The organism is Paucibacter sp. KCTC 42545 (assembly GCF_001477625.1).
GTDB lineage: Bacteria > Pseudomonadota > Gammaproteobacteria > Burkholderiales > Burkholderiaceae_C > Paucibacter_A.
Window position 1 is genome coordinate 3,482,859 of sequence record NZ_CP013692.1, and the last position, 21,993, is coordinate 3,504,851.

The 21,993-nt window shown below is 64.6% G+C and carries 14 protein-coding genes; 8 read left to right on the forward strand and 6 right to left on the reverse strand.

Features of this window, described 5'->3' with window-relative positions; translation table 11 throughout:
* The first annotated feature begins 22 nt into the window (after window positions 1-22).
* The 3 genes from gspF to AT984_RS15120 all read left to right on the forward strand — a co-directional run bounded on the left by gspF (window position 23) and on the right by AT984_RS15120 (window position 5,754).
* Window positions 23-1,234, forward strand: a complete 1,212-nt coding sequence (gene gspF / locus AT984_RS15110; protein WP_058720803.1) for a type II secretion system inner membrane protein GspF — start codon at window positions 23-25, stop codon at window positions 1,232-1,234.
* 16 nt (window positions 1,235-1,250) lie between these two features.
* On the forward strand, window positions 1,251-2,153 hold the full coding sequence (locus AT984_RS15115; protein ID WP_058720804.1) for a 5'-nucleotidase: 903 nt from the start codon (window positions 1,251-1,253) through the stop codon (window positions 2,151-2,153).
* A gap of 205 nt (window positions 2,154-2,358) precedes the next feature.
* Window positions 2,359-5,754, forward strand: coding sequence for a S41 family peptidase (locus tag AT984_RS15120; protein WP_082680054.1), 3,396 nt, complete (start codon window positions 2,359-2,361; stop codon window positions 5,752-5,754).
* Between the two features lie 67 nt (window positions 5,755-5,821).
* On the opposite strand, the gene tyrS is transcribed toward AT984_RS15120, so the two are convergent.
* Window positions 5,822-7,000 carry a tyrosine--tRNA ligase gene (gene tyrS, locus AT984_RS15125; RefSeq protein WP_442952187.1) on the reverse strand — a complete coding sequence of 393 codons (1,179 nt, stop codon included), beginning with the start codon at window positions 6,998-7,000 and terminating at the stop codon, window positions 5,822-5,824.
* Between the two features lie 360 nt (window positions 7,001-7,360).
* On the opposite strand from tyrS, the gene AT984_RS15130 reads away from it, so the two are divergent.
* Both AT984_RS15130 and AT984_RS15135 read left to right on the forward strand, forming a co-directional pair.
* A complete protein-coding gene (locus AT984_RS15130) occupies window positions 7,361-8,740 on the forward strand; it encodes a M23 family metallopeptidase (protein ID WP_058720805.1) in 1,380 nt (459 codons plus the stop codon).
* A 23-nt stretch (window positions 8,741-8,763) separates the two neighbouring features.
* On the forward strand, window positions 8,764-9,873 hold the full coding sequence (locus AT984_RS15135; protein ID WP_058720806.1) for an anhydro-N-acetylmuramic acid kinase: 1,110 nt from the start codon (window positions 8,764-8,766) through the stop codon (window positions 9,871-9,873).
* Window positions 9,874-9,962: 89 nt separating this feature from the next.
* Here AT984_RS15135 and erpA read toward each other — a convergent pair whose 3' ends face one another.
* The 3 genes from erpA to rplM form a co-directional block, all read right to left on the reverse strand.
* Window positions 9,963-10,337, reverse strand: coding sequence for an iron-sulfur cluster insertion protein ErpA (gene erpA / locus AT984_RS15140; RefSeq protein ID WP_058720807.1), 375 nt, complete (start codon window positions 10,335-10,337; stop codon window positions 9,963-9,965).
* 229 nt (window positions 10,338-10,566) lie between these two features.
* Window positions 10,567-10,959, reverse strand: a complete 393-nt coding sequence (gene rpsI / locus AT984_RS15145; protein WP_058722358.1) for a 30S ribosomal protein S9 — start codon at window positions 10,957-10,959, stop codon at window positions 10,567-10,569.
* A 9-nt stretch (window positions 10,960-10,968) separates the two neighbouring features.
* A complete protein-coding gene (rplM, locus tag AT984_RS15150) occupies window positions 10,969-11,397 on the reverse strand; it encodes a 50S ribosomal protein L13 (protein ID WP_058720808.1) in 429 nt (142 codons plus the stop codon).
* A 319-nt stretch (window positions 11,398-11,716) separates the two neighbouring features.
* On the opposite strand from rplM, the gene AT984_RS15155 reads away from it, so the two are divergent.
* From AT984_RS15155 to AT984_RS15165, 3 genes are all read left to right on the forward strand, one after another.
* Window positions 11,717-12,472 (forward strand): GNAT family N-acetyltransferase, encoded by a 756-nt coding sequence (locus tag AT984_RS15155; RefSeq protein ID WP_082680055.1) that lies wholly within the window; start codon window positions 11,717-11,719, stop codon window positions 12,470-12,472.
* Between the two features lie 142 nt (window positions 12,473-12,614).
* Window positions 12,615-13,487, forward strand: coding sequence for a DUF2726 domain-containing protein (locus AT984_RS15160; protein WP_058720809.1), 873 nt, complete (start codon window positions 12,615-12,617; stop codon window positions 13,485-13,487).
* Between the two features lie 74 nt (window positions 13,488-13,561).
* Window positions 13,562-14,635 carry a serine/threonine protein kinase gene (locus AT984_RS15165; RefSeq protein WP_058720810.1) on the forward strand — a complete coding sequence of 358 codons (1,074 nt, stop codon included), beginning with the start codon at window positions 13,562-13,564 and terminating at the stop codon, window positions 14,633-14,635.
* Window positions 14,636-14,899: 264 nt separating this feature from the next.
* Here AT984_RS15165 and AT984_RS15170 read toward each other — a convergent pair whose 3' ends face one another.
* Together AT984_RS15170 and AT984_RS15175 are read right to left on the reverse strand one after the other, a co-directional pair.
* Window positions 14,900-16,597: a ShlB/FhaC/HecB family hemolysin secretion/activation protein gene (locus tag AT984_RS15170; protein WP_082680056.1), complete on the reverse strand. Its 1,698-nt coding sequence runs from the start codon at window positions 16,595-16,597 to the stop codon at window positions 14,900-14,902.
* 102 nt (window positions 16,598-16,699) lie between these two features.
* A complete protein-coding gene (locus tag AT984_RS15175; protein WP_058720811.1) occupies window positions 16,700-21,820 on the reverse strand; it encodes an MBG domain-containing protein in 5,121 nt (1,706 codons plus the stop codon).
* Window positions 21,821-21,993 lie beyond the last annotated feature (173 nt).

Below are 21,993 nucleotides of genomic sequence, written 5' to 3' on the forward strand. Positions count from 1 at the left end.
CGCCCACGCCCACGCCACCACCATGCCCGCCTACAAATACGAAGCCCTCAACGCCGCCGGCCGCAATAGCAGCGGCTTGGTCGAGGCCGACAACCCGCGCGCCGCGCGCGCCCAGTTGCGCGGACTCAACCTGGTGCCGCTGACCATCACGCCGGTGCAGCAGCATGGCCAAAGCGGCGGCAGCCGCTTCACCCGCCGCATCTTCAGCCCCACGGCCCTGGCCGTGTGGACGCGGCAGTTGGCCGGCCTGGTCGGCTCGGGCCTGCCGCTGGAGCGGGCGCTGACGGCCCTGGCCGATGAGAGCGAGGATGACAAGCAACGCGAACTGCTCTCGCAGCTCAAGGCCGAAGTCAACGCCGGCTCGCCCTTTGCCCGCGCCCTGGCCAGCGCACCGCGCGAGTTCGACGAGGTGTTTCGCGGCGTGGTGGCCGCCGGCGAACAAAGCGGTGCCCTCGGGCCGGTGCTGGAAAAGCTGGCCGACGATCTGGAAGAACGCCAAGACCTGAAGGGCAAGCTGGTCGGCGCCATGGCCTACCCGGCCATCGTCTCGCTGATCTCGGTCTTCATCGTGATCTTTCTGGTGACTTATGTGGTGCCGCAAATCGCCACCGTGTTCACCAGCTCCAAACGCGCCCTGCCCGCCATCACCGTGGCCATGCTGGCCATCAGCGCCTTTGTGCGCAGCTGGGGCTGGCTGATGTTGCTAACGCTGATCGCCGGCGGCTTCGGCCTGGGTGCGGCGCTGCAGCGCCCGGCCTTTCGCATCCGTTTTGATTCCGCGATGCTGGGCCTGCCCATCATCGGCCGGTTGACGCGGGGCTATAACGCTGCGCGCTTCGCCGGCACGCTGGCCATGCTGGCGGGCTCGGGCGTGCCCATCCTGAAGGCCTTGCAAGCGGCCGCCGAAACGCTCTCCAACCACGCCATGCGTGCCGACGCGCTCGACGCCCTGGTGCAGGTGCGTGAAGGCGCGCCCTTGGGCTCAGCCTTGGCCGGCAAGAAGCGCTTCCCTGGCATCCTGGCCATGTTCGCCCGCTTAGGCGAGCAGACCGGCCAGCTGCCGCAGATGCTGGAACGGGCCGCGCGCCAGCTCAGCGTTGAGGTGCAGCGCCGCTCCATGGCCGCCGCCACCTTGCTGGAGCCGCTGCTGATCGTGGCCATGGGCGCCATCGTGCTGATGATTGTGCTGGCCGTGCTGCTGCCCATCATCCAGCTCAATACCTGGGTCAAGTAAGGAAAGAGGTCGAGCCATGCCTGCCAATCTGGACGGACAGTTGGTCGTTGCCATTTCCTCCCGCGCCCTGTTCGACTTCGAAGCCGAGAACGAACTATTCGAAGCCGGCGATGACCGTGCCTATATGGCACTGCAACAGCAGCGGCTGGATCAACCGGCCAAGCCCGGCGTGGCGTTCTCGCTGGTGCAAAAGCTGCTGGCCTTCAATCAGCATGACCCGCTGCAACCGCAGGTGGAAGTGGTGGTGCTGTCGCGCAATGACCCGATCTCGGGCATGCGGGTGTTCCGCTCGGCCGCGCATTACGGCCTGCCGATTCAGCGCGGCGTGTTCACCCGCGGTGAGTCGCCTTGGCGCTATCTGCGGCCTTTGAAGGCGCATCTCTTCTTGTCGGTCAACGAGGCCGATGTGCGCGCCGCGCTGCATGCCGGTGTGGCCGCCGCGCGCGTGTTCCCGCAGTCCACCCACGCCACCACCACCCATCCCGACGAGGTGCGCATTGCCTTCGACGGCGACGCGGTGCTGTTCTCCGACGAAGCCGAGCAGGTGTTTCAAAACCAGGGCTTGTCGGCCTTTCAGTCGCATGAAATCCAGCATGCCAACCGCCCCTTGCCCGCCGGCCCCTTCAAGCCGGTGCTGGAGGCCTTGCAGCGCCTCCAGCAAGCGCCCGGCAGTGGCATGCGATTGCGCACCGCCCTGGTGACTGCCCGCAGCGCGCCCGCCCATGAGCGCGCGATTCGCACCCTGATGGATTGGCAGATCGAGGTCGATGAGGCCATGTTCCTCGGCGGCCTGGCCAAGGGCGAGTTCCTGCGCGAATTCGAGCCCGATTTCTTCTTTGACGACCAGGCCGGCCATATCGCCAGCGCCGCCGCGCATGTGCCTTCCGGCCATGTAGCCGCAGGCATCGCCAACCTCTGATTGCGCGACTGTCGCCCAAACGCGCACTTTCACGCGGCGCCGGCAGGCCTGGCTAGGGTTTGCATCGGGCTTGGGGGCGGCGAAGGCAGTGAGGCCCGTTGGACAATGCAGGGTTTGGCCAGCGCCAGCTCGCCACGCCCTCACAGGCGCCATCACGCCGTCGCTCTCACTCGATCTCCCTCGCTTTCCCACAAGGATTCCGCAGATGCATCCCGCTCCCACCCTCAAAGCCATTTCCCTGGCCGCGCTGCTTTGCGCCGGCTTGCCCGCGCTGGCGCAGCCAATGCAGCCCACCAGCACAGGCATCGGCTTCTATCGTCAACCCGCCGTGCAAGGCCAGCAAGTGGTGCTGGTGGCCGAAGGGGATTTGTGGCGGGTGGGCCTGAACGGCGGCCGCGCTGAGCGCCTGACCACCCATGGCGGCCAGGAAACCCAGCCCGCCATTTCTGCCGACGGGCAATGGCTGGCTTTTGTGGGCCAGTACGACGGCCCAGGCGATGTCTACCTGATGTCCATGCAAGGCGGCGTGCCCAAGCGCCTGAGCTGGGACGGCGCGGCCGTGCGCGTCTGGGGCTTCAGCGCCCAGGGCGAGATTCTGTACACCGGCCCCTCGCAAGCCGGCCAGCCGATCACGCAGCTCTACGCCATCGACCCCAAGACCCTGCAGCGCCGCGCCTTGCCGGTCGGCCAGGCCAGTGATGGCGCGCTCAGCGCCGATGGCAAGACGCTCTACTTCACCCGCAACGGCCTGCGCGGCGACAACGCCCGCCAGTACCGCGGCGGCGCCATCGCCCGCCTGTGGGTGATGGATTTGAACAACCAATCGGAAGCCCGCCCCCTGCTGCCCGAAGGCGCCAACGACCGCCGCCCCATGCCTTACAAGGCCAGCGATGGCCGCGAGCGCATCGCCTTTTTGTCTGACCGCGACGGCACGGTGAACCTGTGGTCGGTAGACGGCCAGGGTCAGGACTTGCGCCAGCACAGCAACTTCAAGGGCTGGGACATCCGCCACGCCTCGATCAGCGAAGGCCGCGCCGTACTGGCCGTCGGCGCCGATCTCTTCAGCCTGGACCTGAGTGCGGCAGCCGCCGCCAGCCAAGGCAGCAAGCTCGCAATTCAGCTGAACGGCGACTTTGAACAGCAGCGTGAGCGTTGGATCAAAAAGCCGCAAGACTTCTTGACCCACACCACCCTGGCGCCCAATGGCGAGCGCGTGCTGCTGGCCAGCCGCGGCCACCTGGCCACGCAAGGTGTGGGCGCCTTGCGCCGGGCCGAGTTCTTGCAGCCGACGGACGGCCGCTGCCGCACGGCCGAGTTCAGCGCCGACAGCGCCCAGGTCTTCGCCCTGTGCGACTTCAGCGGTGAGCGCGAGATCTGGCGCTTTGCCGCCAATGGCCTGAGCAAACCCGAGCAAATCAGCCACGACGCCAAGGCCATGCGCACCGGCCTGCTGCCCTCACCCGATGGCCGCACCCTGGCGCATACCGACAAAGAAGGGCGCCTCTATGTGACCGATTTCGGCGACTTGAAGGCCGGCAAAGGCAACGCGGCCACCAAGCTGATTGCGCAGGACAAGCTGGACGGCTCAATCGACAGCCTGGCCTGGTCGCCCGACGGCCAGGCCCTGGCCTTCACCCTGGCGCTGCGCAATGGCAATCGCTCGCAGCTGATGCTCTACAGCCTGAAGGACGGCAGCAGCCATCAGCTCAGCAGCGACCGCTACGACAGCGAGTCACCCACCTTCAGCCCCGATGGCAAATGGCTTTACTTCGCCTCGCGCCGCCACTTTGCCGTCAGCAATAGCAGCGGCCCTTGGGGCGACCGCAATATGGGCCCCTACTTCGACCGCCGCACCAAGCTCTACGCCCTGGCCTTGCAGCCCGAACTGCGCTTTCCCTTCGCCGCCAAGGATGAGCTGAGCCCGGCCGAGGTCAAGTCCGACACGAAGGCCGATAGCAAAGCAGACGGCAAGGCGGATGCCAAGCCAGATGCAAAAGCCGACAGCAAAGCCAAGCCCGCCCTGCCCGCCATTCATTTCGCAGGCCTGAAGGATCGCCTGTTTGAAGTGCCCCTGCCCGCTGGCAACTACAGCAAGCTGAGCGCCGACGCCAAGCGTCTGTGGTTCCTTGACAGCGAAGGCAGTGGCGCCGAGCGCAAGCTCAGCCTGAAGGCGCTGCCCATCGCCAACCTGGGCGAGAACGTCGAGACCGTTTCCGCCGATATGCGCAGTTATGCCCTCAGCGCCGATGGCAAGAAGCTGATGCTGGTGCGCGCGCCCAAGCCCGAGTCCACACCGGAGATTTTGCTGGTCGATGCGGCGCCTAAACTGCCGGCCGAGCTGCCCAAGTTCCAGGTCCGCTGGTCCGACTGGCAAATCGCCACCGAGCCCAAGCAAGAGTGGCGGCAGATGTTTGCCGATGCCTGGCGCATGCACCGCGACTATTTTTACGACAAGGGCATGCACGGCGTGGACTGGCAGGCCACGCGGGCCAAATACGAGCCCCTGGTGGCGCGCGTGACGGATCGCGCCGAGCTCAGCGAGCTGATGGGCCAGATGTCCAGCGAGCTGGGTGCCCTGCACAGCCAAGTCGGCAGCCCGGACCTGCGCAGCGGGCCTGAGGTGCCAGGTCTTGCCGGCCTGGGCGCTGAGTTCGCGCGCAGCGACAAAGGCCTGCGCATCGAGAAAATCTACCGCAGCGACCCCGAGCTGCCCAGCGAGCAAGCGCCGCTGGCCGAAGCCAGCCTGGGCCTCAAGGTGGGTGATGTGATCACCGCCGTCAACGGCCGCCCGGCCGCCGGCGTGCCGCACATCGCTGAATTGCTGCGCGGCCAAGCCGGCAAGCAGGTGCTGCTGCAAGTGTTGAGCGCCGAAGGCAAAACGCTGCAACGCATCGTCACCCCGGTGGACGGCGGGCGCGAAACCCAGTTGCGCTACAACGACTGGCGCTTCAGCCGCGCCCAGGCCGTGGCAGCCGCCTCGGGTGGCCGCATCGGCTATTTGCATTTGCGTGCCATGGGCAGCAATGACATTGCCGACTTCGTGCGCGAGTTCTACGCCCAGACCGATCGCGAAGGCCTGATCATCGACGTGCGCTTCAACGGCGGCGGCAATATCGACAGCTGGATTCTCGAAAAGCTGCTGCGCCGCGCCTGGGCCTTCTGGCAGCCCCGCGCGCCCGAAGGTTCGCCCACCTACCCGAATATGCAGGAGGCCTTTCAGGGCCAGGTGGCCGTGCTGATGAATGAGGAAACTTACTCCGACGGCGAAACTTTCTCGGAAGGCTTCAAGCGCCTGGGCCTGGGTGCCACCATCGGCAAGACCACCTCGGGCGCCGGCGTCTGGCTGTCGGACCAGAACCGCTTGCTGGACAACGGCATCATGCGTGCCGCCGAAAACGGCCAGATCACAGCAGATGGCAAGTTCCTGATCGAAGGCATTGGCGTCAAGCCGGAGTTCGAGGTGGACAACCCACCGCGCGCGACCTTCTTGGGCGGCGATGCCCAGTTGGACAAGGCCATTGAACTGCTCAAGAAAGCCATGGCCGACAAGCCTAAGCTGCGGGTCTTGCCCGGCGACTACCCGCGCCCAGTGAAGCCCTGAGTTGGCATGACGCACATGAAAAAGGGAGGCCGCGGCCTCCCTTTTTTAATGCGTGAGCCAAGCGGCGTCAGCTCAGGCTAACGCGCGCAAACTTGCGCTTGCCGACTTGCAGCACAAAGGTGCCGGCCTCGACCTTGAGCCCCTTGTCGCTGATCACCACGCCGTCAATCTTGACGCCGCCCTGCTCCACCATGCGCAGACCTTCGCCGTTAGACGCCACCAGGCCAGCAGCCTTCAGCAAACCGCCAATGCCCATCGGCGCGCCAGCCAGTGTCAGCTCAGGGATGTCGTCAGGAATACCGCCAGCGGCACGATTCTGGAAGTCGGCCTCGGCCGCGTCGGCCGCTTGGGCGCTGTGGAAGCGTGCCGTGATTTCCTTGGCCAGCATGACCTTGGCATCCTTGGGGTTGCGGCCGCCCTCAACCTCGCGCTTGAGCGCGGCGATTTCATCCATGCTCTTGAAGCTGAGCAAGTTGAACCACTTCCACATCAAGGTGTCGCTGATCGACAAGACCTTGGCGAACATGCTGTTGGGCGCCTCAGTCAAGGCGATGTAGTTGTTCTTGGACTTGCTCATCTTCTCGACGCCGTCCAGGCCTTCCAGCAGCGGCATGGTCAAGATGCACTGCGGCTCCTGGCCATATTCCTGCTGCAGATGGCGGCCCATCAAGAGATTGAACTTCTGGTCGGTGCCACCAAGCTCAATATCGCTCTTCAAGGCCACCGAGTCATAGCCCTGCATCAGCGGGTACAAGAACTCATGCACCGAGATCGGCGTTTGTGCGGCGAAGCGCTTGGTGAAGTCGTCGCGCTCCATCATGCGGGCCACGGTGTACTTGGCCGCCAACTCGATCATGCCGCGCGCGCCCAGTGGGTCGCTCCACTCGGAGTTGTAGCGAATCTCGGTCTTGGCCGGGTCCAGCACCAAGCTGGCTTGGCGGTAGTAAGTCTCGGCATTGGCCTTGATCTGCTCGGCCGTCAGCGGCGGGCGGGTGGCGTTGCGGCCCGACGGGTCGCCGATCATGGAGGTGAAGTCGCCGATCAGAAAAATCACCTGATGGCCCAGGTCCTGCAACTGGCGCATCTTGTTGAGCACCACGGTGTGGCCGATGTGGATGTCGGGGGCTGTTGGGTCCAGACCCAGCTTGATGCGCAAGGGCGTGCCGGTCGCCTCGGAGCGCGCCAACTTCTGCAGCCAGTCCGCTTGCGGCAGCAACTCCTCGCATCCGCGCAGGGAAATGGCCATCGCCTCCTGGACGCGCTCGGTCACCGGATAAGCCGGCTTGGCGGCGGCAACAGGCTTGGGGAGATTTTCTGGAGTTCGCATTTCGGACATAACGGCGGAGGCACCTAGGTAAAGCTGCGGAATTTCGGGTTTTCGTGACATTGACTTCCGGGGCGGGTCGGTATACTCCCCACACCTTGCACGAGCAAGCCCTCTTGTGACGGCTTGTTGCGCGTTTCAGACAATTCTAGTGGACACGGATCGCAAAGCGTTTTTGTGCCCACGGGTGGCCAGATTGGCACCGATGCCGCAAAGCTGTGCCGCCCTCACCGGCGCGCAGCGCTGGCATCAGAACAACAAGACCTCGGGAACTTCTCAAGCGTGACTGATAGAACCACTGCGATCAAGAATACGCTGACGAATGTCGAGGCCTTCGCTGCCCGCCACCCCCGAGCCCTGACCGGCGCGGTCGTCACGCTGCTGACCTCGTTTGCCGTCACCGCCTTCGGTATCGCCCCGCTGGCACCGGACGCGCGTGACCTGCCCCAACGCGTCGTGGAAGAAAGCGTCGCTACCGCCGACCTGGACAGCCAGCTGGCGGCATTGGCCGAGCACGACATCGGCCTGTCCCGCAATGAATTGACCCGCAGCAGCGACACCGCCGACAGCCTGCTCAAGCGCTTGGGCGCTTTTGACCCGGCCGCCGCCCTGTTCCTGCGCAATGACCCCACCGCCCGCCGCCTGTTACAGGGCCGTGCCGGCAAGATGGTGCAAGTCACGGCGGATGCCGGCGGCACCGTGAAATCGCTGGTGGCCCGCTTCCCGGCCGAAAGCGCCGAGCAGCAAGGCAGCCATTTCAGCCGCTTGACCATCACCCGCCAGGGCGACAAGTTCAGCGCCAAGCTGGAAGCCGCGCCGCTGCAAGCCCAGGTTCGCTTGGCCAGCGGCACCATCCGCAGCTCGCTGTTTGCCGCCACCGACGAGTCGCGCATCCCCGACACCGTGGCCTCGCAAATGGCCGAGATGTTCTCGGGCGATATCGATTTCCACCGCGAACTGCAAAAAGGCGACCGCTTCTCCATCGTCTTTGAAAGCCTCACCGCCGACGGCGAGCCAATCAACTGGGACGGCGCGGGCCGCCTGGTGGCCGGCGAGTTCGTCAACAACGGCAAGACCTACAGCTCGGTGCTGTTCCGCGACCAAGTCACGGGCAAGAGCAACTACTACAGCTTCGACGGCAAGAGCAAAAAGCGCGCCTTCCTGGCCAGCCCGATGGAATTCTCGCGGGTGACCTCGGGCTTCTCGATGCGCTTCCACCCGATTCTGCAGACCTGGCGCCAGCATCTGGGCACCGACTACGGCGCCCCCACCGGCACACCGGTGCGCGTCGTCGGCGACGGCACGGTCGAGTTTGCCGGCTGGCAAAACGGCTTCGGCAATGTGGTGCATGTGCGCCACAGCGGGGACCGCACCACGGTCTACGCCCACCTGAGCCGCATTGATGTCAAAAAGGGCCAGCGCATCGAGCAAGGCACGCGCGTCGGCGCCGTTGGCGCCACCGGCTGGGCCACCGGCCCGCATCTGCACTTTGAATTCCGCGTCAAGGGCGCACACCAAGATCCACGCGTGATCGCACGCGCCTCTGAGGCACTCACCCTGCCCAATTACGCCCGCGGCCAGTTCCAGCAAATGGTGGCCAGCGTCAAGACGCAGCTGAGCGTGGCACAGACCATGAACGACGGCGCCACCTCCGCCGACTGAGGCCAACGACAGGTTCACGCCGCATGCCTGAGCTGTATATCGGGCTGATGTCCGGCACCTCGCTGGACGGCGTGGATGCCGTGCTAGCGCAATTCGATGCGCCCGGCCAGCCCATCACCTTGCTGGGCCATCTGCATCAGCCTTTCCCCCACGCCTTGCGCGAAGAGCTGCTGAGCCTCAACACGCCAGGCAGCAACGAAATCCACCGTGCGGCCCTGGCGGGCAACGCCGTGGCCCGCAGCTATGCCGATCTGGTGGCGCAACTGCTGGAGCAGACTGGCCACCAGCCCGCCGATATTCGCGCCCTGGGCGCCCATGGCCAAACCGTGCGCCACCGCCCCGGCGCCTTCGATGGCTGCGGCTACACCACGCAATTGCTGAACGGCGCGCTGCTGGCGGAGCAGGCGGGCATTGCCGTGGTCTGCGACTTCCGCAGCCGCGATATCGCCGCAGGCGGCCAAGGCGCGCCCTTGGTACCTGCCTTTCATCGCGCGGTGTTCGGTCGTGAGGATGCCGATGTGGCCGTCCTCAATCTCGGCGGCATCAGCAATATCAGCCTTTTGCATCAGGATGGCCGCACCCTGGGTTTTGACTGCGGCCCCGCCAACTGCCTGATGGACGCATGGATCGCCCGCCACCAAGGCCTTGAATTCGATCGTGACGGCGCCTGGGCGGCAGAGGGTCAGGTCTTGCCTGAATTGCTGCAAGCCCTGCTGGCCGAACCATTCTTTGCACTGGCTGCGCCCAAAAGCTCAGGGCGCGACCTGTTCAACCTCGATTGGTTCATGCGCCATTTGTCGGGTCATGAGTCGCCACAAGATGTGCAGGCCACCTTGCTGGAATTGAGTGCACTCACCTGTGCCGAGGCACTGCTCAATTCGGCGGACTCGGTCAAGGAATTGCTGGTGTGCGGAGGCGGTGCCCTGAACACCACATTGATGCTGCGCCTGCAGGCATTACTACCTCAAGTCACCGTGATGCGTAGCAACGCGCGTGGCCTGCCACTGATGCAGGTGGAAGCTGCAGCCTTCGCCTGGCTGGCGATGCGCTTTATTCGAGGCTTGCCTGGCAATCTGCCGGCCGTGACTGGCGCCGCCGGGCCACGGGTACTGGGCGCGCTACACCCAGCCTGACCGAGACCGCCGCCCGCGGTGCAACAAAAGCCAGAAACGACAAAGCCGCCCTCACAGGCGGCCTTGAGCATTCAAACAAGCGTCGCGGATCAGGCCGAGAAGCTGGAACCACAACCGCAGGTGGTGGTCGCATTCGGATTCTTGATCACGAATTGCGCGCCTTGCAGGTCTTCCTTGTAATCGATTTCGGCGCCGAGCAGGTATTGCAAGCTCATCGCATCGATCAGCAGGGTGACGCCATTCTTTTCCATAGCGGTGTCGTCTTCGTTGACGGCCTCATCGAAGGTAAAGCCATACTGGAAGCCCGAGCAGCCACCGCCCTGCACGAATACGCGCAGCTTCAGTTCGGGGTTACCTTCTTCGGCCACCAGGTCGCGCACCTTGTCGGCCGCGCTGTCGGTGAAGACCAGCGGCGCCGGCATCTCATCGGCCTGGGGGACGGTTGTTTCAAGCACTGCGCTCATGGTGTTTCCTCTCGGTTCATCAACTTCTCGTATTGTCGATGAATTTACTGGGGTATGCCGTATCGCGGCCGATACAGGCCAGCAGGCGGCAAGGTTATTTCGCACTTGTCCGCACGCTTGACCATGCTTTGAATCGCACATCGGACCGCACAAACAAACAAGGCCGCTGAAAAGCGGCCTTGTTGTTGAACCGGCCCCACATGAAGCGGGGCCAGGCCAGGAAGATCGATCAGCGCTTGCTGAACTGCTTCCGGCGACGAGCGCCGTGCAGACCGACCTTCTTACGCTCGACTTCACGCGCATCACGCGTGACGAAGCCGGCGCGGCTCAGTTCGGGCTTCAGGGTCGCGTCATAGTCGATCAGAGCGCGGGTGATGCCGTGGCGCAGTGCGCCGGCTTGGCCGGACTCACCACCACCATGCACGTTCACCTTGATGTCGAACGTCTCACCATGGTTCGTCAACAGCAGAGGCTGCTTGGCGATCATGATGGAAGTTTGACGGCCGAAATAATCACCGATGGCTTTGCCATTGACGACGATTTGGCCAGTGCCCTTCTTGATGAAGACACGTGCGACCGACGACTTGCGGCGGCCTGTACCGTAGTTCCAGTTTCCGATCATCATCGTTCCTTAGATTTCCAGAGCCTTGGGCTGCTGAGCGGCGTGCGGATGCGTGGCACCAGCATAGACCTTCAGCTTCTTCACCATGGCGTAGCCCAAAGGACCCTTGGGCAGCATGCCCTTGACAGCCTTTTCCAGGGCGCGGCCCGGGTGCTTGGCTTGCATGTCCTTGAACTTGGTGGCGTAAATGCCGCCCGGGAAACCCGAGTGACGGTAGTACACCTTGTCATTGGCCTTGTTGCCAGTGACACGCAGCTTTTCTGCGTTGATGATGACGATGAAATCACCGGTATCCACGTGAGGCGTATAAATGGCCTTGTGCTTGCCGCGCAAACGGAGTGCCACTTCGCTGGCAACACGTCCGAGCACCTTGTCGGTGGCGTCAATCACAAACCACTCGTGCGTCACTTCGGCCGGCTTGGCGCTGAAGGTCTTCATGAGTTTCTTTCGAATGTTCACCCCGGCTAAGCCGAAGCAAACGTCGTATGGTTGTTTAAGAATTCCTGCAACTTCCGTTCGGTGCCGCTTATTAGTCAGCTGGGTCAGTTAGGCTTTGGCCCAATGACTTGCACTGCTCTCGCGACCTCTCACAATCAAGCTCAAAAACCTCTTCCCCCGCAACCAAGATCGGGGAAAGCCCGCCATTCTAGCAGCATTGCTTGTGGAACGCGAAGCCTTTTGTAAACCCCGCGCAAGCGCTCGCGGGCATCTGCAGTTAGCATTAGGGTTAACACCGGGCCTCACCAGGGGTCTCACCATGAAAACCACGCCATCCGCACCCAACGACCCCGCAGCAGATCCAGCCGGCGCCGACCCACAGGCGGCCTCGCCCAATGGCGCCCCCTTGTGGAGCCCGACGGCTGCCTTCGGCCGGCTGTCGTCATGGGTGCCGATTCGTTCGCTGGCTCGCCGCCACCGCCATCGCATTGCCCAGCACTTGCTGCTGCTCAATGACCGCGACCGCTATCTGCGCTTCGGCTACCCGGCCTCCGATGAGCAGATCAGCCGCTACGCCATGGCCCTGGACTTCGAGCGCGATGAAGTGCTGGGCATCTTCAATCGGCGCCTGGAACTGGTGTCAATGGCGCACCTGGCCTACGCCCCGCGGCCGCAGCGTGCGGGCCAGCCCGCGATGGCCGAGTTCGGTGTCTCGGTATCGCAGCAAGTGCGCGGGCGCGGTTTCGGCGCGCGCTTGTTTGAACGCGCCGCCCTGCATGCGCGCAATCGCGGTATCGACACCTTATTCATCCATGCGCTGAGCGAAAACGGCGCCATGCTGAAGATCGCCCGTAACGCCGGCGCCACGGTGGAGCGCGACGGCTCGGAATCCGAAGCTTGGCTGCGCCTGCCGCCCGACACGGTGTCGTCCCATGTCGGCGAGGCAGTGGAGCGGCACTTGGCGGAGCTGGATTTCCAGTTCAAACGCCATGTCCGCGTCTTCGGCGACATCCTGGACGGCGTGGCCGAGGTGAAGTCCAAGCTCGAATCGGGCGGAAAAGCGGCCGAACATTAGGCATGGCGGTCTAGCTCACCCCCCTGATTCGGGGGCGGCTCCACGGGCTTGCCATGAGGGCAATTCTCACAAATCTCCGCTACATTGCCGCACAAGCGCCCCAAAGCAGGCGCAGTAACGACAGTTGCGCCGCCGAGGGAATATGCCAACCGCCAATTTGTGGACGATCGCCTTTGCCCTTGCCTGCCTGGCATTGGGCTGCGCGCTGATTTGGTCATTGCGTCGAACGCCCCAGGCCAGCAAGCCGCTGCCCTCGGAGTGGGCCCTCACCGCCCGGCCGGTTTTCAGTGCCGATGAGCGCCGGGTCTACCGCCTGCTCAAAGAAGCCCTGCCCCACCACATCATCTTGTCCAAGCTGCCCCTGGTGCGCTTTTGCCAGCCCACCGAGGCGCAAGAAGTGCGCTACTGGTTCGAGTTGCTGGGCGCCATCCACGTCACCTTTGCCATCTGCAGCCCCAATGGCCGTGTACTGGCCGCCGTGGACCTGGACAGCGACCGCGGCATTTCCAGCCGCAGCCTGCAGATCAAACAGTCCGTGCTGGGTGCCTGCCGGGTGCGTTATCTGCGCTGCCCGATGGACAACTTGCCCAGCGCTGCCGAGCTGCAGCTCTTGGTGCCCTACAGCAATAGCCAGTCACGCGGGCCGCAAGCCGCGCCCGCCGGAGGCAACCCGTCGGCAATGCGCCAGCGCAACTCGCCCGCCAGAGCGGCGATGGGCGGCCGACCGGCCTCGGGGCGCCAAGGCCAGGACCTGTGGCAGGACTCGTCCATGTTCAACGATTCCTTCTTCGCCCCCGACAGCCGGATCGACCCGCAATCAGGGCTTGAGCCCATGCGCCCACCTCGCTCCGGCATGAGCACCAGCATGGCCAACGGCGGTCGTGCCGGCCTGCCTATTTCGCCGGCTTTTGCCGAAGCCTTGAGTGCCGACTCGCACTACCCCGACGAGGCGCCCAACGACATCGTCGGCATGGTGGTGGACTCGCCCCGCTACGGCAACCTCGGACCGAGATAAGCACCGAGCTTGCAGGCATAGCCTGCGATACTGACGACGGCGCCCGCCCTTTTGGTCGGCGCCGTTTTTCATTGATGAACACTGACCCCAATCGCTCCTTCGGTGCCCTGACGCCTGAATTCATGCTGGACGCGCTCGACGCTGCCGGCCTGTTCGGTGACGGCCGCATGCTGCAGCTGAACTCGTATGAAAACCGGGTGCTGCAAGTGCACCTGGAGGATGGCCGCATCGCCGTGGCCAAGTTCTACCGCCCGGGTCGCTGGAGTGATGCGCAGATTCTGGAAGAGCACCAGTTTGCGCGCGAACTGGCCGATGCCGAGGTGCCCGTCGCAGCGCCGTGGACGCTCAGCGATGTCAAAGCCCAACTCAAATTGGCCGGCGATCCCGCGACCCTGGCGCATTTTGGTGACCAACGCTTTGCCGTCACGCCGCGCCAAGGCGGCCGCGCGCCCGAATTGGAAGACCGCGAGGTCTTGAGCTGGATCGGCCGCCTGCTGGGCCGCTTGCACAACGTCGGGCGCCAACGCCCGTTTGAGCACCGCCTGAGCTGGGTCGGCGCGCAACCGGGCCAACTCGCCCGCCAGTTGCTACTGGACCTGGACTGCATTCCGATCGAAGTCTTGCCGGCTTGGGATGCCATGGCGCAAGCCTGCCTGGCCCGCATCCAGCAAAGCTTCGACGCCATTCCGGACCTGCAAACGCTGCGCCTGCACGGTGACTGCCACCCCGGCAACATCCTCTGGACGCCCGACCACGGCCCGCACTTCGTCGATCTCGACGACGCGGTGACAGGCCCGGCGGTGCAGGATCTGTGGATGCTGCTGTCCGGCGATGAACAGGCAGCGCGCCAGCAGCTGTCATGGGTCTTGGAAGGTTATGAAACCGTGGCCGAGTTCGATCGCCGTGAGTTGCGCCTGATTGAGCCGCTGCGCACCCTGCGCATGATTCACCACAGCGCCTGGCTGGCCAAGCGCTGGGACGACCCGGCCTTCCCGCTGGCCTTTCCCTGGTTCGGCAGCTCCAACTACTGGCACGACCAAGTCGCCAAGCTGGGCGAACAGCTCGAAGCCATGACGCCCAAGGACGAACGCCCGCTGGACGACTTCCGCGACGACGGGGCGGTGCAGTTCGATGAAGGCTTTAAGTAAGCATTCGCCCTGCGCTCAAATGAGAAAAGCCCCGCCAGCGGCCAAGCTGCTGGCGGGGCTTTCGCTTTCAGACCCGTAGATCTTGATGCGTTACCCCTTGGCGCGGACTTCAGCGACCACGGGCAGCCCATCCAGAATACGGACGGTACGGTTTTCAAACGCCCCCCACGGCTACGCCACATCGAGCGCCCGATCGCAAGGCGGGTGCCCGAGATCGCTACTCGGGCACACCCACTCAGAACATCTCAAGCCCGCTCAAGCCCCTCAGAACCGATAGCCCACATTAACCCAGACGCGTGGCTTCGCGTCGCCACGGGTGTCGGACTGCGGCGCGCCGCCCTGGGCGCGCCAAGCCAGCACGCCGTCCAGCGTCCACGCATTGGCTTGGTAGCGCAAGCCGGCGCCCACGCCACCCAAGTCGCGGCGGTTGTTGACGGTGGTCGGGCTTGGCTTGGCATCGGTCGTGACGCTGCCCTTGTCCACGAAGGCATAAGGTGCAAAGGCGCCGAGCTGATAGCGCAACTCAATTTGCGCCAACCAACCGGCGTCACCGCTGCCCTCGCCGCTGGGGTAGGCGCGCACCCCCGTGGCACCACCCAGGCCGAAGCCTTCGGACGAATCCAAGTTCTTAGCCGCCCATTGCCCGCTCAGGTGGGCGAACAGGCTGAAGTCACCGGGCAGTTGCTGCATGCGGAACAGGTCGACATTGAGCTTGGTGAAGCGGCCACGGCTGTTGTTGCCGCTCTTGCTGTCGATCGCGCTCAAGGCCTCATTCAAGGCCAAGTTGCCGGTCGTCCAGGTCAGCGAGCCATAGCCGATGCCGCCACCGCCCAGCTCATCGCGGCGATCAAATTGCAGCGTCACCGGCAGGCTTTCGCTCGACTTGCTATCGCGCGTGCCCGTGCTGTCGGTGTTGTCATTGAGCTTTTTGTGCGTATAGGTCGCGGCCAGCGTCAGATTGCTTTTTTGCGAACGCAGCAGCGGGTAGCTCAAGCCGGCCGAGGCCACCCGTGCCGTGCCATTGGCTTTGGCGCTGGCCATTTCTTTGCCCAACTCATAGCTGGTTTGCGACAGGCCCGCATTGGCACGCATGCCGCTGCCGCCCACGGGCAGGTTGTAGCTCAGGCCGGCCAGCCAGAGCCGCGCTTCGCTGAGCAAGGCATTGATCTGCACTTGGTCGCCCAGCATGAAGGGGCTGTTGATATTGACGTTGGCGCGCACGCGCGCAGCGCCGCTCAGGCGGTTGCCGTGGTTGTCCATGCCCACATCGGCATTGACACCCGCGCCGCGGCTCACGCCCACCACCAAATCGCCGCTACCCACCTCGGCGCCTGGGCGCAACAAGGGCGAGGTTTTGACGCCGGGTTGGTCGTCAAGAATCAAGCTCACGCGCTCCAGCTGCGCACTCTCGATCACCTCCCCGGGCTGCAAGCGGCTCAGAAAGTTTTGCGCCTGGCTCGCCAGCGCCGCATCCTCGCCTTGCGCCAGCACCTTGCCGTAGCGGCCTTCGATGACCTCGATGCGCAAGACGCCGTCGGCCATGGTTTGCGGCGGCAAAATGGCGCGCGCAAAGGGGTAGCCGGCCTCGCGGTAGATCTCGGTCACCCGGTCGGCCAGCTTGCGCAGGCCAGCCAGGTCAAGGCTTTGGCCCATGGCTTGCTTCAAGGCGTCGCTGAGCACCTCATCACCCAGCACCGTATTGCCGCTCAGGCTGATGGATTTGACGCTGACCTGCATGCCACCGGGCAAGGTGTTCTTCTGCGCCGCTGGGGCTTGAATGGTGATGGCGCGGCCTTCGCGCGGTGCCGGCATGGGCTGCTGCAATTGCTGCAGCGTGCGGCCGGCGTCGGGGGCTTGTTGGGCGTAGACGGTTTGGGGGCCAACCAAGCCCAGCAGGCCGGTCAGGGTCATCGCGGCCAGGGCCGTCGCTTTGGGCTTGACGACTTGATGCTTGTTGTTCATAAATAGTTTTCTTTAGCGTGGCGCCGCGCGCTGTGAGCGCGGGCGCGGGGTTCTAGAGGCTGATGGCGGCACCAGCCAGCAAAGGGCTCAGACGTTTGGGGTCTAGCCTTGCTGTTTGTTGCTCACGGACTTCTTCTCGCTCGTGCTGTTCGTGTCGCCGGTGTTGCTCGGGTCGCTAGGATTGCGAACATCGGCCGCAGGGGACTGTGGCGCATCCAAGGGGGCTGACCTCACTCCGGCCCCGACAGGCGTAGAACCCGGCAAAAGAATGCCGCCGCCCACCACGAACACGCGCATAAAGCCCATCGGGTCTACGCCCCCTTGGCCGCCTGTAACGCCCGTAACGCCGGCGATGACGGGCTTAACCGGAGCAGCGCTGTTGTCGATCAGCGCCTCTCCTGTTGCCGCGCCCTTGGCCGGCGCATCGCTCAGAGGCTCAACGAACTTCAAGCCTTGGCTTTGACCCAAGAAGGGCTGATTGGCCGCGGCCGCCGAAGCGCTGCTGATGATCATGCCGCTGCCCTGGGCCGAAGCCAGCAAGGAAGTCTGCCCTCCCAGGCTTTGTGGGCTGGCGTCTGCGATTTGAACGCCGGTTACTGGGCGGCCATTGATCGCCCCCGCCACAGTCGCTTGCGCATTCGTCAGCGCTGAATCAAGCGGCGGATTGACGGCCGGCTCAATCTTGAACACGCCGCCGACGTAGCTCAACAAATAGTTGGGGTTGAGCGCTTGATTCAGGCTGCCCTGCTCAATCGCATAACTGCCAGGTGCCACGCCATCTACACGCGCCAGCGCGCCGACCAAGCTTTCGCCGGCCAGCAGTCCCCGTGAGGCGCTGGGCTTCTCGACCTGATAGCTGAGGGCCGGATCAACTCGGCCGGCAATCATGCTCTGATCATCGGCCGTCACCGTGACAGGGCGCGGCGTGATGCTCAGCGTGCCGTTATTGGCGGTGACCAGATAGTTGCCATTGGCCAGGGCCGAGGCATCAATCGTGTAGCTGCCGACATTGCTGCCAGGCGCACGGCTCAGCGCGCCGGACAACTTGTCCTCACCCACCAGATTGCCGCTGGTGACGGCGTAGCTCAGCGCCGGGTCCACATTGCCGTAGACCTTGCTCAGGGCGTCCGCCGTGACCGTGATCGGGCGCGGGGTGATGCTCAGGGTGCCGTTCTTGGCGGTGACCAGATAGTTGCCGTTGGCCAGGGCCGAGGCATCAATCGTGTAGCTGCCGACATTGCTGCCAGGCGCACGGCTCAGCGCGCCGGACAACTTGTCCTCACCCACCAGATTGCCGCTGGTGACGGTGTAGCTCAGCGCCGGGTCCACATTGCCGTAGACCTTGCTCAGGGCATCCGCCGTCACCGTGATCGCGCGCGGGGTGATGCTCAGCGTGCCGTTATTGGCAGTGACCAAGTAGTTGCCGTTGGCCAGGGCCGAGGCGTCGATTCTGTAGCTGCCGACATTGCTGCCGGGCGCACGGCTCAGCGCGCCGGACAACTTGTCGTCACCCACCAGATTGCCGCTGGTGACGGCGTAGCTCAGCGTCGGGTCCACATTGCCGTAGACCTTGGTCTGGGCATTGGCCGTCACCGTGATCGGGCGCGGCGTGATCGTCAGCGTGCCGTTGACCACATTGCTGAACTCGTAGTTGTCAGCCACCAAGCTGCCGGCGCCGGCCGTGATCGCCACCGTGCCCACGCCGGTGTTGCTGCCGGCGCTGCTGGTGTAGCTGGCCTGGCCGGCAAACCCGGCGGCCGTGCCAGCGTTTTCACCGTTCACAAAGCCGCTGATCACACCACCCAAAGCGGGCACGGCGTTGCCGTAGACCTTGTTGCTGTTGTTGGCGGTGACGGTCAGCGGCGCTTTGGCGATGCTGAAGCTGCCGGCGGTGTTGCCGCTGGCAGCCACCGTGAAGCCCGACTTCAGGATGGTGACACTCAGCCCGGTGTACACCCCGGCATTGGTGAAACCGGTGACGGTGCTGCCGTTGAACTGGAAGGTGTAGTCGGTGCCCGCCACCCAACTGCTGTAGTTGGCGCCGAAGATGCTGCTGCTGCTCCACAAATCGCCCAGCGTGTAGGCGCCGCCGCTGTAGACATAGTTGCCGCTCAGCGTCCCCAGGGTGTAGCTCAAGCTCAGCACCGCTGGCTTGATGTGCCACACCGGCCCGCTGGCACCCATGGTCAAGCGCGGGTAGAAGTTGTCGCCGCTCAGCTCGCTATTGCTCGCGATGTTCCAGCCGGCGCTTTGGTAGAGCGCAATATCGTTCAGCTGCGCCGTGGTCTTGCCCACGCCGCCGCCACTGAGCGTGGTACCGCTGGTCTCGGTGTTCCAGAAGCTATTGGTGACCGTACCCCCTTGGCTACCCACCAGGCCGGCCGCGCCCGTGGGCACCTGGCCGCTGGCAAAGCTGTTGCTGATGGTGCTGCCCTGCGGGAAGATGCCGACCAGCCCACCGATGGTGCCGACCCTTGACCCGGTGGTACTCAGATTGCCGCTGGCATAGCTGTTGTCGATGGCGGCTTCGAGCATGTAGCCGACCAGCCCGCCCAATGAAGCCTCCTGCCCTCCGCTGACATTGCCGCTGGCATAGGACTGTGAAATGACGCCGGTGCCGGAAAACCCGACCAAGCCGCCGGCAACCACGATGTCACCGCCCGTCACCGCCCCGGTGGCATAGGATTGCGAAATGTTGCCGGCAACCTGTCCACCCACCAGGCCGCCGGCAAACAGCGCGATGTCCTGGCCGCCGTTGTCGGCGCCGGGGCCGGCCACGGTCACCGCGCCACTGGCATGGCTGTTGGCGATGCTGCTCAATTCGGCGTAGCCGATAAGCCCGCCGGCCATGCTGTTGTCCCCCCCATGCACATTGCCGCTGGCCGACACGCTGCGGTAGCTGCCGTTGGTATCGGAACCCACCAGGCCACCGACCATGGCAGTGGCCCCGCCGGTGACAGAGCTTGAGGAACGGGCATCAGACAGGGTGATGCCGTTGGCCGCGCCCACCAATCCGCCGGCAAGGCTGGCGACACCACCTTGCACAGTGCCGCTGGCTGAAACGTCGCTGTAGACGCCGTTGTAGGCTGAGCCAGCCAGGCCGCCCACTTTGCCGTTCGAACTGGTCACCGCGCCGCTGGCATGGGCGTCGCTGAGGGTCGCACCGAAGGCGCCGCCGATCAGGCCGCCGACATCGCCGGCCATGCCAGTCACTGCGCCGCTGGCTTGCACATGGCGGAGCGTGACGCCATTGCCCCCCCCCCCAAGCAGGCCGCCCACAAAGCTGTTGCCCAAGACCGTGACCGCAGACGACGCATTGCTGACCGAACCGTCGAACGTCCAGCCGACCAGGCCGCCCACGGTGTCGTGGCCCCGGACGCTGCCGGTGACGCTCACGTTATTGATGGTCGTGTTGTTAGAGGCTTGGCCCACCAATGCGCCGACCGTGTCTTTGCCTCGGATGTCGACGTCCAGCAGCTTCAGATTGGAAATCCTCGCGCCGTTGCTGCCGCCAAACAAGCCAATGTAAACGTCGTCCGGACGATTGATGGTCAGCCCACTGATGCTGTGGCCCAGGCCGTCAAATTGCAGGCCCGCGGCGTAGATGGCCAGTGGCATGAAGCCGGCGCCGCCGTTCCAGTTGGCGGTGTCCCGGGCATCGATGTTGTCGCCCAGCACAACCCGCTGGTCGGCACCGCCCGGCAAGGCTTGCAGGGCCTCAATGCTGGTCAGCACCGTCCAGGTCTGCTCGGCTTCGCTGCCCGCTTTGGTGAAGTAGTTGTTGCCGGCCTGCAAGTTGATCTTGCCGGCTGCGCCGTACTGGATGCTGGACGTGTAGCCGGCGTTATTGCTGCCCTGGCCGTAATACAGCGCCACATTGCCGATGGCATGTTGGGCAGTGATAGGGGCGTTGATGTGAATGTCGCGTTCGGCTATGAGTGCCAGCATGGTGTCGGCATTCCAGCTGACCGCGTCGCTCACGATGATGTCGCCGTGGCCGCCGGCCGTGCCCTGGCTGGCGGTTTCGATAAAGACGGTGTTGTTGGCCAGCTGGCTGCTGAGCAGGGCCCCGGTGATGTCGCCGCCGCTGGCGGCGATGGTGAAGTCATTGGGGTCGATCAGCCAGCGGCCGGTCTTGCCTTGCGCGGCCTTGGTCGTGACGGCCAGACTGTCCTGAAATTTGACCTTGGCCGCGCTGGTTTCGATGAAACCGCCGTCGCCGCCCTGCGGCGCGCTGGCGTCGAGCCGGCCGCCGACCGAGATCGCGTCATGGGCCAGGTCGCCCAGCAGCAAGATCTCGCCCTTCGCGCCGCTGGCCAGGGTTTGCGCCTCGATCACGCCGCTGTGGTTGATGACCGTGGCGCCCAGGTCGCCGGCGGCCTTGGCGGTTAGCAGCACCAGGCCGCCGTTGGCGCGGATGGCGCCGCCGTTGTCGATCAGCGCGTTCAGCGCGCCTTCATCCACCTCCAGCTTGACCTTGCCGCCCAGGTCCAGCGTGACGCGGCGCCCGGCGCCCAGCAGCACCTGGCCGCCATCGGCCTGCAGCGTGCCGCTGTTGCTGATTTTGGCGGCGATCAGCGCAATCGCGCCACCGCCGTTGGCCGTGATCTGGCCCTGGTTGACGACCGCCTGCGTGCTATCGCCCTCAAACTTGTAGCGGCCGGCCAGGAAGTCGGCATTGCTGAGGTTCAGGGTGGAGGCCACCAGGCCGCCCACATTGACCTGCGCCGTGGGCGTGAACAGCACGCCATTGGGGTTGAGCAAGAAGACCTGGCCGTTGGCGGTGAGCGAGCCCTGGATGCGCGAAACATCCGAGCCAAGCACCCGGTTCAGCGCCACGGCGCTGGACGAGGGCTGCACAAAGTTCACCGCCTGGCCCGCGCCGATGGAAAAGCTTTGCCAGTCGGTCGCCAGCTTGGCGCTGGATTGGTTAATGGTCAGCGTATTGCCGCTTTGGCTGATGGTGGCCGAGCCGGCCACCACCTGGCCGCCAGTGGGCAGGCCGGCGGCAGAGGCGCCGCCACAGATCAGCGCGGCCAGGCCGGCCGCGCCAAGCGCTTGCAGCAGCCCGGTCAAGCGGGTGTTGAGCGCCGAGCTGCCGCCGCCTGCGCTGCCGCTGCTCTTGCCGGCGCCCTTGGCCAGCTCAGAAACGGCTTGCCAGGTGCCGGTGCTGGCGTTCCAGATGACACGGAAAATTCGATTGAGTGCGCCGGAGTTGTGCATGCTTGGAGTCCTTGAAACGGGTTCGCTGGGTTTGCTTGTTAGGCAGACTAGCGAGGCGTTTTGAGGCAAATCCAACCAATTCCAACAATGGCCCTTACCCAACTTGATGGGCCGCAAAGACCGTGCATATGACCGGATCAACGGCGACCCATTCGCCAAATTGCAACGAAGGC